This window comes from Streptomyces sp. NBC_01275 (genome assembly GCF_026340655.1).
Lineage (GTDB): Bacteria > Actinomycetota > Actinomycetes > Streptomycetales > Streptomycetaceae > Streptomyces.
This window is the reverse complement of sequence record NZ_JAPEOZ010000001.1, coordinates 5063254-5077319: the sequence shown is the minus strand read 5'-3', so window position 1 is coordinate 5077319 and position 14066 is coordinate 5063254. Positions and strand designations below refer to the sequence as shown.

Sequence of the window (14066 nt, the reverse complement as noted above, 5' to 3'; positions counted from 1 at the left end):
TGGGGGTGGCGGGTCCGCGCTGCGGGCCTGGAGGAACAGGAAGGCGACCAGCAGTACGGCCGAGACAGCGAAGGCGCCACCGGCCGTGAGACCTGTACGAACCGGCAGACTTTCCGGGCCTGGGACTCAACTGGGGCTCTTCACAGGCACGTTGACTGAGATGAGCCGCCGAGATGTGGCTCGATCCTTGTCGAACCCAGGTACGATCGGCGGCTCAGCGCTGCCGGACGGGTTCGGCACGGCTCTCCTGGACGGCTCTCCTGGAAGGACGCCACGACAGTGCAGGCTCCGCTGCCACGCCGGTCGAAAGGACCGTCGGCGATCGCGGCGGCGTCCGCCGCCCTCAACGGGCCGGATTCCGGCTCCGGGAAAGACTCCGAGCCCGGGGCGAAGTCCGCTGCCACGGTCGCGCCGCTGTCCGCCGCGGCGGCCGCGTTCGCGGCGGGGCGTGCCGACGCGCGGCCGGACCGGGCGGGTGCCGACACCGCCGACGCCGCCGACGCCGCCGATGCCGCCCACGCCGCCCTTCGACCCCCCGTCTGGCGGCGGTTGCCCCGGGCGGTGCTGCTGGCCGGCGTCGCCGTGGTCGGGGCCGCGCTGATCGGCGGCGCCTTCCTCGTGGTCGGCGGCGGCGACGTGCGGCCGTCGGCGTCGACGCCGGACGACGTACCGCAGGCGACCGGGGGCGGTGGCCCGTACGAGAGCACGCCGGGCGGGCTCGGGCCGGCCCTGCCGTCCGTCTCGCCGTCGGCGGACGGCGAGAGCGCGTCGCCACAGGCATCGGCCACGGCATCCGCCGCGGCCGGCGACGCCCAGCCCTCCGCGAAGGCCCGGCCCTCCGCCACCACGGCCGCTGCCGACCATGCCAAGACCGGGTCGGGCGGTGACGACGGCGGGGCCCCCTGCACGCCCATCGCGGGCTCCGGGCCCATCACCGGCTACTCCGCCTGCGTGTCCGCCGGAACCGTCACCCTCCGGGCGACCTTCCACACCTCGCAGAAGTACTACCACGCCTTCATCGACACCGACGGCGACACCGCGACCGGCTATCGGCTCCCCTATCCGTCGCCCTCGGTCCTCGGCGCGGACTACATGATCGAGAACGGCGTCCTCTACCGGAGCCTGTCGAGCCACTGGAGCTGGACCGAGGTCGGCGCCGATCCCGGAACGACGGTCAGCGGCTCCACGCACACCTGGACGCTCCCGCTGAGCGGGATCCACGCGCCGACCGGCACGCAACGGGTGGAGTTCCACGCCGGAACCGACTACACGCAGGTGATCACCTTCTCAGCCGGCTGACCGCCGGATGGACCAGACGGCCGTGGGAGATGAGGGAGGCGGCCTGTTTGAGGCGGCGGACCCTGATGCTCACGTCGTAGGAGTCGATGCCGGGGAGCGGGGCGACCCGGGTGACCAGATAGCGGTAGAAGTCCTCGGCGTCGTGGCAGACGACGATGGCCATCACGTTGTGCCGCCCGCTGATGGCTCCGGCGAAGGCGATCTCGTCGTGGCGGGCCAGCTCTTCTCCGATGTGCTGGAGGTGGGCGGGGGCCACGCGCAGCCAGAGGGTGGCGTTGAGGTGGTAGCCGAGGCGTTCGGGGATCGAGTCGACGTCGTAGGAGAGGGTGCCGGAGGCCTCCAGGGCCTCGAGTCTGCGGGCGACGCGGGCCTTGGACCAGCCGGTGAGTTCGGCCAGCTGGGTGTGGGTGGTCCGGCCGTCCTGGGCGAGGGCGTCCAGGAGCGGGGCGTCCTCGTCGGCCGGGGGCGGCGGAGGGCCGGTCGGGGCGGCGGAGGGCCGGTCGCCGGTCAGTCGGCGTACCTGCTCGGGGGTGAGGCGTCCGCCGGCGCCGGCCCAGCCCACCCTGCCGGGATCGCCGAACGGATGGATCATCAGGTCGATGCTCACGTCGAGGACGGCGGCCGACTTGGGCAGTTGCCGCAGCAGCATGTCGTCGCGCTGGAAGTCGACGGGCGAGCTGATGACGCAGATGATCTCCGAGCCGCCCGAGGCGATGTTGGCGTAGGCGATGTCGGGCCGCCGGGCGAGTGCGTCGGCGAGCGGGGCGACCCGGTCGGGGCGGCAGCGGACGCGGGCGACCCACTGCGCCTGCCCGTACACGGCGGGGTCGACCACGCCCACCACCCGCACCACCCCGTCGCGGCGCAGCGCGTGGTAACGGCGGGCCGCGGTCTGCTCCGACACGCCGATCACCTCGCCGATACGCCGGAACGGGGCCCTCGGCGCGCACTGGAGGGCGTGGAGGATTCTCCTGTCCATGTCGTCTGCCACGGAGGAAGTGTGCCACCGGGGTGGCGCTGTCAGCGGTTGATGCTCGCTTCCGGCCGCTTTGGCGGTGATGGGCGTGGGCTTCTCCGATGTCGGTTCGGGCGCAAGCAACGGCTCCGCGGCCTGCCATGCCACGCCATGCCACGCCATGCCACGCCACGTCGCGCCGCGCCGCGCCGCGCCGCGCCGCAAGGGAAACCCCCTAGGGCCTGCCCCTCACAGCCACCCCACGAAAGCGACATGAGCAATTCACATCTCGTCCACATCCGGCGCGTTGGGGGGACAGGATCCCGCCATTGACTCTCCCCCGCGCGGCTCGATCACGAAGCCGCATGGGGTGAACCGTGTCCTTGGGGGGCGCAGTGGTGTCCGTACAGGAGGCTTCCGGCGAACCGGAGCCTGACAGACCCGTCCCTCGACGGCCGCACGCGGCCCACGGGCTCGGTGACCGGATCTTCCGGTATCAGTTGACGGCCACCGGAGTCGTCGTCCTCGGCATCATGGCGGCCGTCGGGCTGTTCCTGCTGCTGAGGGCCGGTCAGGCGCTGCGCGCCACGGGGCTGTCGTTCCTGACCACGGCGCAGTGGCAGCCGGACGTCCACCGCTTCGGCATCGCGGCCGTGCTCACCGGCACCCTGCTGATCGCCGCCGTCGCGGTGACGATCTCCGTGCCGCTGGCCGTGGGGACCGCGCTGTTCATCTCCGACGTTGCCCCGCGCAGACTGCGCCGCACCCTGGTCACCCTGGTCGACCTGATGGCGGCCGTCCCGTCGGTGGTGTACGGGCTGTGGGGACTGTTCTTCCTCCAGCAGCATGTGATCGGGCTGTCGCGGTGGCTGTCCGACTGGCTCGGCTGGATCCCCCTGTTCACCGTCGACGGAACCCAGCCCGGCGAGCCCCTGGCCTCCGACAGCGTCTACACCGCCTCCGCCTTCGTCGCGGGGATCGTCGTCGCGCTGATGGTCGCGCCGATCCAGTGCTCGGTGATGCGGGAGGTGTTCACGCAGGCCCCGGCCGGCGAACGCGAGGGCGCGTACGCGCTGGGCGCCACCCGCTGGGGCATGATCCGGGCGGTCGTCCTGCCGTACGGCAAGGGCGGCATCATCGGCGGGACGATGCTCGGGCTCGGCCGGGCGCTCGGCGAGACGATCGCCGTCTATCTGATCATCTCGCCGGTCTTCGTCATCCAGCCGCACATCCTGCAGACCGGCTCGAACTCCGTCTCCTCCCTCATCGCCCTGCACTACGGCGACGCGTCCACCTTCGGCATGTCGGCGCTGATGGCGGCGGGCCTGGCGCTGTTCCTGCTCACCCTGGCGGTCAACTTCACCGCCTCCTCCATCGTGGCCCGCTCCCGTTCCGGCGCGCAGAGCGAGGCATGAGATGACGGTCGTGGAAAACGTCGCAGAAGAAGCCAGAGAAGAGGCCGCGGGAGAAGCCGCGGAGGTCGCGGAGGTCGCGGAAGCCGCAGGGGAAACGGCGGAAGCTGCTGCGGAAGTAGCGGCGGAGGAAGCTGCGGAGGAGCGCGCATCGGCGGCCGCGGCGAGCGCCCCCGGCCTCGCCTCTGCCTCCGCCCCAGGCCTCGCCCCCGCCCCCGCCCCCGCCGCTGACCCCGCCCTCACCCCCGCCGCCGACCTCCCCGACGAGCCGCGTCGTATCGGCGGGCCCACCCGTTCGGGGGTGTTGGCTCTGTGGGGCGCGGCCGCCTCCGGGCTGTGTGTGGCCGTCCTGCTCTTCGGGCAGATCGCGCCGTTCTCCGGCGGTCTGGGCTTCGTCGTCACCGCGTATCTCGCCTTCCTCGCGGCGTACGCCGTCCTCACCGGTCTGGAGGAGGACGGCCAGGCGGTACGCGACCGGGTGATGACGGTGGTGCTGTGGACGGCGGCCGGGCTGCTGTTCGGCGCGCTCGCGCTCGTCATCGGGTTCACGGCCTGGCGGGGGCGCGAGGCGCTGCCGCACGGCAACTTCTTCACCCAGGACATGCAGGCGGCGGGCCCGCTGGACCCGCTGTCCCACGGCGGCATCGCCCACGCGATGCTCGGCACGGTGATGATGATCGCCATCGCGCTCACCATCACCGTTCCGCTGGGGCTGGCCTGCGCGGTCTACCTCAACCAGATCCCGGGCCGCCTCTCCCGGTTCGTACGGACCATCGTCGAGGCGATGACCGCGCTGCCGTCGATCGTCGCGGGACTCATGGTGTACGCCACCTGGATCCTCGGCCTCGGCCTGCAGAAGTCGGGGCTGGCGGCGGGCTTCGCGATCAGCGTGATGATGCTGCCGATCGTGATCCGGGCGGCGGACGTCGTCCTGCGGCTCGTGCCCGGCACGCTGACGGAGGCGGCGGAGGCGCTGGGGGCCCCGCGGTGGCGGACCGTCTGGCACGTCGTCCTGCCGACCGCCCGCTCCGGGCTCGCCACCGCCGTCATCCTCGGCACCGCGCGCGGTATCGGCGAGACCTCGCCGGTGCTGCTCACCGCGGGGTTCACGGCGGCCCTCAACGCCGACCCGACGAGCGGCCCGATGGTCTCCCTCCCGCTCGCCGTCTTCAACTTCGTCAAGTCGCCGGAGCCCACGATGATCGCCCGCGGTTTCGGGGCGGCCACCGTGCTGATGGCGCTGGTGCTCGTGCTGTTCGTGATCGCCCGGGTGATCGGCGGCCGCGGCCCGGGCCACCAGAGCCGCCGCCAGTCCCGCCGCACGGCGCGCGCCTCGCGGAGCGACGCGGCACGGTTCGCCGCACTGCACCCGCCCGAGCCGTCGCCCCCCGCCCACCAAGCCGTCACCGGAGAGACCGGAGAGAACGACTGATGCTCAGCCACCTCAAGACCAGCCTGCGCCGGCTGGGCATCCTGGCCGCGCTGCTCGGCGTCCTCGCCGGGACGGCGGCCGCCCCCGCCGCCGCCGACAGCTACACGCCGATCGCCGGGGCCGGCTCCACCTGGGCGGAGAACGCCGTCGACGAGTGGCGGCGGGCCGTCAACCAGTACGGCATGCGGATCTCGTACGCCGGCACCGGATCCTCCGACGGGCGGCGGCAGTTCCTCAGCGGGACGGTCGACTTCGCGGTGTCGGACATCCCGTTCCAGACCCACCCCACGGACGGCAGCGCCGCCGAGCGGCCGGGCGCCGGGTCGTACGCCTACATGCCGATCGTGGCGGGCGGCACCGTGTTCATGTACCACCTGACCGTCAACGGCAAGCGGGTCACCAACCTGCGGCTCTCCGGCGACGTCGTCACCAAGATCTTCACGGGGGCGGTGAAGACCTGGGACGACCCCGTCATCAAGGCCGACAACCCCGGGCTCCAGCTTCCCCACCGCACCATCGTGCCCGTCGTCCGCTCCGACGGCTCCGGCTCCACCGCCCAGTTCACGATGTGGATGGCGGCCCAGCACAAGGCGCTGTGGCAGGCGTACTGCGGGCGCGTCGGCCGCTCAGGAGCCTGCGGGCAGACCTCGTACTACCCGACCGTCACCGGCATGATCGCCCAGTCCGGCGACCTGGGCGTGGCCGGGTACGTCGCGCAGAACTACGGCGAGGGCGCGATCGGTTACGTCAACTACTCCTACGCCCTCAACGCGCACTATCCGGTCGCCAAGGTCCTCAACCACGCCGGCTACTACACCGAGCCGACCCCGCAGAACGTGGCGGTCTCGCTGCTCAAGGCGAAGATCAACACGAACAGGAGCTCGGCGGACTACCTCACCCAGCAGCTCGACGGCGTCTACAACGACAGCGACCGGCGCAACTACCCGCTGTCCAGCTACTCGTACATGATCCTGCCGCTGAAGGTGCAGGGCACCTTCACCAAGGCCAAGGGCAAGACGCTCGGCGCGTTCTCCTACTACTTCATGTGCCAGGGCCAGCAACAGGCGCCCGACCTCGGCTACTCGCCGCTGCCGATCAACCTGGTGCAGGCGGGCTTCGACCAGATCCGCCGGATCCCGGGCGTGCAGGCGCAGAACATCAACATCCGCAACTGCAACAACCCGACCTTCACCACGGGCGGCCGCAACAAGCTCGCCGAGACCGCCCCTTACCCGAAGGCCTGCGACAAGAAGGGCGCGGCCGCCTGCACTTCGGGCAGTGGAGGAGCCAAGTCGACGAGCACGAACGGGAGTTCCGGAGGCTCGTCCGGCGGTTCGGGTGCGACCGGCGGTACGGCGACGGGCGCGTCCGGCGGCTCGACCGGCGGCTCCTCCGGGACCGGCGGCGGGCAGCCCTCCGTGGACCCCGACACCGGCCAGACCCTGTCCCCGGGCGCCGGCAGCGCGGCCTCGGGCTCCGGCGGCGGGACGGCCGCCGACGGCACGATCGCCCTCGCCCAGCCCGTCTCGGTCGCCGGGCGCACCGGCTGGACCTCCGCCCAGACCCTGATGGTCCTCGCCGCGTTCCTGGTGCTCGCGATGATCCTGCTGCCGTCCCTGGTGTCCCGCCTGCTGCGCGCCAACGGGCGTTCCTCCGAAGGGAGTTCGCGATGAAGGCCGTACGCCGTCTGCTCGCCCGCCTGGTCGCCGGGGCGGCCGTCGGCGCCCTCGCCGGGCTCGCGGTCGCCCAGGCCGCCCCGCCCGCGACCGCCGCGAGCAGCGGCTCCGGCTCCGGCTCCGGCTCCGCCGTCACGGTCTCCGGGCGCGGCGAGTTCAAGGACATGCGGTTCACGGTCGACCAGACCACCCGCCTGTCCAGCCAGGCCGTCACCGTCTCCTGGACCGGCGGCGACCCGACCACCTTCGCGGGCACCTGGTTCAACACCGACTTCGTGCAGATCATGCAGTGCTGGGGCGACGACGACGGCACGGTCCCGGCCAACCCGGGACCGCCGCGCACCCAGTGCCAGTACGGGGCCTCCCCGACCAGCGACCGGGGCAGCTGGCCCGGCAACGACTACGACGACACCCGCCGCGTCTTCTACAGCGCCGACCCCGCCAACTACGGTCAGGACGACCGGTACGGGGCCGCCAACCCCAACGCGCCCGGCGAGGTCCCCTTCAAGCCGGTCAGCGGGGCCACCGTCACCTCCGACACCCAGAACAACCCCTACTTCAACCGCAACACCACCAACGAGGTCGACTTCGCCCGCACCGGCGCCGACGGCACCGGGAAGGAGTTCTTCGAGGTCCAGACCGCCAACGAGGCCCCGCACCTGGGCTGCGGCACCCCGGTCACCGCCAACGGCGTGACCAAGCCCCGCAGTTGCTGGCTGGTGATCGTGCCACAGGGCCATCTCGACCTCGACGGCAAGCCGTACGCGGACCAGAGCCAGGTCAACGCCGGCTCCCCGGTCTCCTCGACCAACTGGAAGAACCGCGTCGCGATCCCGCTCGGCTTCAACCCGGTCGGCGCCAACTGCGCCCTGGGCTCCGCCGAACGCCCCACCACCGGCAGCGAGCTGGTCGCCGACGCGATGACCAGCTGGCAGGCGGCCCTGTGCCCGTCCGGCAAGGTCTACGGCTACACCGAACAGGGCGAGCCCGACACCCGCGCCCGCCTCACCCGCGACGGCGCCTCCAGCCTCGCCTTCACCACCCGCGCGCTGGGCGCCGACGAGGGCACGACAGCGCCCTCCGGCACGACGTCGTACGCGCCGGTCGCGCTCTCGGGAACCGTCATCGGCTTCACGATCGAACGCAGACCGAAGGCCGGCGCACCGGAGTCGGCACAGAGACTGGCCGGCACCAAGGTCGAGTCCATCGACCTCACCCCCCGCCTGGTCGCCAAGCTGCTCACCGAGTCGTACCGCAACTCCCCCTGGGGAGCGGTGATCAACGGCACCGCCGCCAAGGGCTACGGCTGGGCGACGGACAATCCGGCCGGCCTCGCCTCCGACCCGGAGTTCATCGGCCTGAACCCGCAGTTCGCGGATCTGTCGGTCGCCGAGACCCCCGCGACCGACACCGACCTGCTCACCACGCTCGGCCACTCCGACTCGGCCCGCGCGCTGTGGCAGTGGATCCTGGCCGACAAGGACGCCCGGCGGTTCCTCGCCGGCGTCTCCGACGACTGGGGCATGCGGGTCAACCCGTACTACTCCACGAACACGGACCTCAACCCGACCGGCGCCGTCTTCGACCCGTCCCGCGCGGACGACTACCCGAAGAGCGACCCCTGGTGCACGACCCCGCCCGGCACCGGCGCCACCCAGCCGCAGTGCATGATCGACTTCCATCCGTACGTCGACGACATGCACGCCGGCGCGCTGCACACCCGCCGCGCCGACGGCCTGTGGAAGTCGACCTGGGACCCGCTGGCCAGCCCGCCCGCGTACAAGAGCCCCGGCCCGCAGACCGTCGGCTCCCGGTTCCTGATCACGGTCACCGACGTGGCCTCCGCCACCCGCTACGGCCTGCAGACCGCCCGGCTGCGCAACGCGGCCGGCGCGTTCGTCGCGCCCACGGCCGGCGCCCTGACCTCCGCCGCCGCGAGCGCCGCCGGCAAGGGCGTCGCCGAGATCACCCCGGCCGGGGCGACGGCCAAGGCCGCCTACCCCCTCGCCCAACTGGTCTACGCGGCCGCCCGCCCCGCCGACCTCGACGCCGCCGCCCGCAAGGACTACGCGACCCTGCTGCGCTACGCGGCGGGCGACGGCCAGCTCACCGGCGCCGACCCGGGCCGACTGCCCGCCGGATACGCCCCGCTGCCGAAGAAGCTGCGCGCCCGCGCCCGCGCCGCCGCCGACGCCCTCGCCGCCTACCAGGGCGGCGACTCCGGCGACGGAAGCGGCGACTCCGGCGGCTCGTCCACCGGCGGAAGCGGCTCGGCCGGCGACACCGGCGCAGGCGGCGGCTCGACCGGCGCCACGACCGACGGCGGTACCGGCACGGCAGCGGGCGGCGCCAGCGCCTCGCCCGCCGCCTCACCGTCGTACGACGGAGGCGACGCGGTGCGCACCACCGCGCTGGGCGAGACGCCCGCCGACCCCGCGAACGCCCTGCGCTACGCCGTCCCCGTGGGCGCCGCCCTCGGCGCGGCGGCCGCGGTGGGCGCGCCCTTCGCGGGCGGCCGACGGCTGCGGCTGCCGCTGCGGGTGCCGCTCCCGGGCGGCCGCACGGTGACCGTCGTACCGGAGTTCACCCTGCCGGAGCGGCTGCGGAAGCTGCTGCGGCCCTGAGCGCCGCCCCCTGCGGCGGCCCTCCCCCAGACGGCCGCCCGCCCCGAAGGACAGTCGGGGCGGACGGCCCGCACCACCCTGCCAGATCCACCCCCGAAGCACCCCTTCGCACAGTCACGGAGACTCTCGATGCGCAGAACGCGCTCCACGGCGGCCCTGGTCGCCGCCGCAGTGGTGGCCGGCGGCATGGCTCTCGCGAGCCCGGCGTACGCCGACCCCACCCCCGCCGGGACCTTCCGCCAGCTGGTCGGCGTGGGCTCCGACACCACCCAGGACGTGCTCAACGCCCTGGCCGGCGAGACCGTCAACGGCAAGAACTACGGCGACACGGCCGTGAAGTCGGCATCCGGCGCGCGCGTCGCCTCGTACGACGCGATCGGCTCCGCCACCGTCCAGACCCGCTCGGGCGGCCCGTCCTTCGTCCGCCCCAACGGCTCGGGCGCGGGTCTCAAGACGCTCAGCGCGGCGCTGACCGGTGTCAACTTCCCCACCGCGAGCGACCCCGTCCTCACCGGCCAGGTCGACTTCGCCCGCTCCTCCAGCGGCCCGAGCGCCTCCGGCAACACCCTGACCTACATCCCGTTCGCGCGGGACGCGGTCGGCATCGCGGTCCGCGGCTCCGGCCTGGACACGCTGACGGCCCAGCAGCTGTTCGACATCTACAAGTCCGGCGGCGTGCGCACCCTGAACGGCCAGACCCTGCACCCGGTCCTGCCGCAGGCCAACTCCGGCACCCGCAAGTTCTTCCTCGCCGCGATCGGCCTGACGGAGGACAAGGTCGACACCACCCTGCCGACCGCGCAGGAGAACCAGGCCAACGCGGCCCTCACCCAGGACGGCGCACTCGTTCCGTTCTCGGTGGGCAGCTGGATCGCGCAGAACAACCACATCGCCCCCGACTTCAGCTCCGTCGCGGTCGCCGCGGGCGCGCACCTGGCGAGCGTCCAGCTGCCCGGCGACACCGGTGGCGTCACCAACCCGGTCAGCACGGTGAACGGCGAACTCGCCCCGGTCACCCACTACTACGAGAACGCCACCTTCGGCCGCGACGTCTACAACGTCGTGCCGAGCCGGGCGATCGACCCGACCAGCATCTTCTTCGACAAGGACCTCTACGACGTCTTCGTCACCAGCGGCGACCACGAGGCCGCCACGGCCTCCGACGCCGCCGAGGAGGTCATCGCGGACTTCGGCTTCCTGAACGAGTCGTACAACGGCTCGGTGAACCTGGCCAAGCACGCCAGGGTCGGCGGCCTGGAGCCGTCCAACACCTCCAGCGCGCCCGCCCAGCCCACGCTGAAGACCACGGTCGGCGACGCGAGCGTCAAGCTCGACTGGACCCCGAGCGGCACCGGCACGGCCCTGCCCGTCACCGACTACCGCGTCACGCTCACCGGCTCGGACGGCGCCGTCGTCGCCGCCAAGGACCTGCCGGCCACCGCCAGGTCGTACTCCTTCACCGGTCTGGCCACCGGCGCCTACACCGCCACGGTCACCGCGAACAACCTCGTCGGCACCGGTACGGCCGCCACCTGGACCGGTGCGGTCAAGTACGCCAGCACCGTCAAGGCGACGACCGCGACGACCGCGTACGGCAAGGCCCCGAAGGTCGCCGTCACCGTCACCGGCTCGCACTCCGTCGTCCCCGGCGGCAAGGTCACCGTGAAGGAGGGCTCCACCACCCTCGGCACCGGCACCCTGAGCTCCGCGGGCAAGGTCACCGTCAGCCTGTCCAACCACCTCAAGGTCGCCACGCACAGCCTGACCGTCTCCTACGGCGGCAGCGCCCAGCTCAACTCCTCCTCGACGACCGTCTCCCTGAAGGTCGCCAAGGCGTCCCCGGCGGTCTCCACCAGTGCGCCCACCTCGGTGAAGCACACCGCCCGCGCCAAGGTCACCGTCAAGGTCACCGCGACCGGCACCACCCCCACCGGCACGGTCCGCATCTACGAGGGCTCCCGCGTGATCGCCACCGGCACCCTGAGCGGCGGCAAGGTCACCGTCACCCTGCCCAAGCTCAGCAAGGCCCGGCACACCCTGCACGCCTCCTACGCGGGCTCGACGACGGTGAGCGCCAAGAACGGCGCCAACTTCGTCATCAAGTCCACCTGATCCACCTGCTCCATGTGATCCACCTGCTCCATGTGATGCACCCGAGTCCGGCGGCCGGGGAGACCCGTGAGGGAGCGTCTCCCCGGCCCCGGCCCCTGACTGTGAAGGAGGCGGGCCGCCGTGACGGTCGCCGTAACCCTGACGCTCCCCCGCGTCCCCAGCGTCACCGCCGTCCGCCACCTCGCCCGCGGCGGCCTGCTCGCCCTCGCCGCCCTGCTGCTCGGCATCACCGCACAGCTGCTGTTGGTCAGCGGCGCGCAGGAACGGGCCGCACAGCACGCCGCGTTCGACGAGCTGCGGGGCCGACTCGCGCTGGGCACCGCCCCGGTGGCCCAGACCGACCAGGACGGCCGGCTGCTCGCGCCGGGCACGCCGGTCGCGCTGATCGCCGTCCCCAGGCTGGGGATGACGCAGGTGGTCCTCGAGGGCACCGACTCCACCGTGCTGACCGACGGCCCCGGCCACCGCCGGGACACCCCGATGCCCGGCCAGACCGGCACCAGCGTGCTGCTGGGCCGCGCCGCCGCCTACGGCGGCCCCTTCGGACGCCTCGCCTCCCTAGCGCAGGGCGACCGGTTCACCGTGACGACCGGCCAGGGCAAGGCGACGTACCAGGTCAGCAGCGTACGACGGGCCGGTGACCCGGCGCCCGCGCCGCTCGCCTCCGGCAAGGGCCGGCTGGTCCTGGTCACCGCCACCGGCACCCGTTTCGTCCCGTCCGGTGTCCTGCGCGTCGACGCCGACCTGGTCTCCGCGCCGTTCCGGACCCCGGCCGCGGTCATCCGTTCCGGCACGCTGCCCGACTCCGAGGAGCCCCTCGCCCGCCCCTCCGGAGTGCCGTGGCCGCTGGTGATGTGGCTCCAGGCGCTGCTCCTGGCCTCGGTGGCCGCCGTATGGACCTGGCACCGCTGGGGCCGGCACCAGACGTGGATCGTCTTCGCCCCGGTCGTCGCGGTCCTCGGCCTCCAGGTCGCCACCCGCACCACCGAGCTCCTGCCCAACCTGCTGTGACCGCGCTCGAGAAGGACCGTGAGGTGTCCGCCGTGACCGAAGTGACCGAAGTGACTGACGCGACTGACGCGACTGACGCGACTGACGCGACTGACGTGACCGAAGTGACTGATGTGATCAAAAAGGCGGATGGGGCCTATGGGGCTGCTGGGGCCGACGCGGTGACCGACGCGGCGACCGGCCCGCAGACGGACACGGTGACCGACACAGTGGTCCTGCCCCCGGCGGCGGCCCCCGTCGGCGTCTCCCCCGCCACCCTTGAAGCCCGGTCGGTCTCCGCCTGGTTCGGCGGTCACCAGGTGCTCAGCCGGGTGTCGTTGACGATGCCCGCGGGCCAGGTCACCGCCCTCATCGGCCCCTCCGGCTGCGGCAAGTCGACGTTCCTGCGCACCCTCAACCGGATGCACGAGCTGATCCCGGCCGCGCGGTTCGGCGGCGAGGTCCTCTTCGAGGGCGAGGACGTCTACGACCCGTCGTGGCGGCTGACGGACGCCCGCCGCCGTATCGGCATGGTCTTCCAGAAGCCGAACCCGTTCCCCGCCATGTCGATCTACGACAACGTGGTCGCGGGCCTGCGCCTGACCGGGGCGCGCGCGAACCGCCGTACGAAGGACGAACTCGTCGAGGAGTCGCTGACCCGCGCCGGCCTGTGGAAGGAGGTCAGGGACCGCCTCCGGCAGCCGGGCGGCGCGCTCTCCGGAGGCCAGCAGCAACGGCTGTGCATCGCGAGGGCGTTGGCGGTCCGGCCCCGGGTCCTGCTGATGGACGAACCGTGCTCGGCCCTGGACCCCACCTCCACCCGCCGCGTGGAGGAGACCATCCAGGAACTGGCCGGCCAGGTGACCGTCGTGATCGTCACCCACAACATGCAGCAGGCCGCCCGCGTCTCCCAGCGGTGCGCCTTCTTCCTGGCCGAACAGGGCACTCCCGGCGGCATCGTCGAGTCCGGCGCCACTGAGCGGCTCTTCGGCGCCCCGAAGGACCAGCGGACGGCGGACTACGTGGCGGGCCGCTTCGGCTGAGCGGGCGGCCGGTCCGCGTAGCGGTCGCGCATGGCCGGGCTCGCGGCCGGGCCCGCCGTGAAGACGTACGCGTCGCTGTCGTCGAGGCGGCGGCCGGTTCCGGCGTCGACGACCGCGGGTTCGACCTCCTCGCCGCTGCGCGCGTCCACGAGGATCATGCTGCGTTCCTCCGGTGCGAGGCGGGAGTTGCCCCACGCGGCCAGGGCCACGACGACCGGGCGCAGCGAGCGTCCCAGGTCGGTCAGCACGTACTCGTGGCGTACGGGGTTCGTCTGGTACGGCCTGCGCTCCAGCAGGCCGTCCGCCACGAGGGTCTTCAGGCGGGTGGTGAGCATGCTGGAGGAGATGCCCAGGCTCTCCTGGAACTGGTCGAAGCGGGTGTAGCCGTCGAAGGCGTCGTGGAGGATCAGCAGCGTCCACCACTCGCCGACGTGCTGCACCGTGGTGGACAGCGGGCACTCCCGGTCCTCCAGCCTGACGCGACTCGCCATCGCCACCATCTCCTCAGTTGCTGCTAAAGTCG

10 protein-coding genes are annotated in these 14066 nt (G+C 72.7%); 8 read left to right on the top strand and 2 right to left on the bottom strand.

Annotated features, from left to right (window positions below; translation table 11 throughout):
- Positions 1-279: 279 nt before the first annotated feature.
- Positions 280-1299, top strand: coding sequence for a hypothetical protein (locus OG562_RS22360; protein ID WP_266400492.1), 1020 nt, complete (start codon positions 280-282; stop codon positions 1297-1299).
- Here OG562_RS22360 and OG562_RS22355 read toward each other — a convergent pair.
- Positions 1280-2290, bottom strand: coding sequence for an Lrp/AsnC family transcriptional regulator (locus tag OG562_RS22355; protein WP_266400490.1), 1011 nt, complete (start codon positions 2288-2290; stop codon positions 1280-1282). The genes OG562_RS22360 and OG562_RS22355 overlap by 20 nt on opposite strands.
- A gap of 341 nt (positions 2291-2631) precedes the next feature.
- On the opposite strand from OG562_RS22355, the gene pstC reads away from it, so the two are divergent.
- From pstC to OG562_RS22320, 7 genes are all read left to right on the top strand, one after another.
- Complete coding sequence (gene pstC / locus OG562_RS22350) at positions 2632-3669, top strand: phosphate ABC transporter permease subunit PstC (protein WP_323187544.1); 1038 nt, start codon at positions 2632-2634, stop codon at positions 3667-3669.
- A gap of 10 nt (positions 3670-3679) precedes the next feature.
- Positions 3680-5098 (top strand): phosphate ABC transporter permease PstA, encoded by a 1419-nt coding sequence (pstA, locus tag OG562_RS22345; RefSeq protein WP_266400486.1) that lies wholly within the window; start codon positions 3680-3682, stop codon positions 5096-5098.
- Entirely contained in the window at positions 5098-6771 is a 1674-nt protein-coding gene (pstS, locus tag OG562_RS22340) for a phosphate ABC transporter substrate-binding protein PstS (protein ID WP_266400484.1), read from the top strand. The genes pstA and pstS overlap by 1 nt, the downstream gene beginning before the upstream one ends.
- Positions 6768-9398 (top strand): hypothetical protein, encoded by a 2631-nt coding sequence (locus OG562_RS22335; RefSeq protein WP_266400482.1) that lies wholly within the window; start codon positions 6768-6770, stop codon positions 9396-9398. The genes pstS and OG562_RS22335 overlap by 4 nt, the downstream gene beginning before the upstream one ends.
- 129 nt (positions 9399-9527) lie before the next feature.
- Positions 9528-11510 (top strand): Ig-like domain repeat protein, encoded by a 1983-nt coding sequence (locus OG562_RS22330; RefSeq protein ID WP_266400479.1) that lies wholly within the window; start codon positions 9528-9530, stop codon positions 11508-11510.
- A 120-nt stretch (positions 11511-11630) separates the two neighbouring features.
- A complete protein-coding gene (locus OG562_RS22325) occupies positions 11631-12521 on the top strand; it encodes a sortase (protein WP_266400476.1) in 891 nt (296 codons plus the stop codon).
- A gap of 299 nt (positions 12522-12820) precedes the next feature.
- On the top strand, positions 12821-13543 hold the full coding sequence (locus OG562_RS22320; RefSeq protein ID WP_323187660.1) for a phosphate ABC transporter ATP-binding protein: 723 nt from the start codon (positions 12821-12823) through the stop codon (positions 13541-13543).
- Here the strand turns inward: OG562_RS22320 and OG562_RS22315 are convergent.
- Positions 13519-14034 (bottom strand): helix-turn-helix domain-containing protein, encoded by a 516-nt coding sequence (locus tag OG562_RS22315; protein ID WP_266400473.1) that lies wholly within the window; start codon positions 14032-14034, stop codon positions 13519-13521. The genes OG562_RS22320 and OG562_RS22315 overlap by 25 nt on opposite strands.
- Positions 14035-14066: the final 32 nt, after the last annotated feature.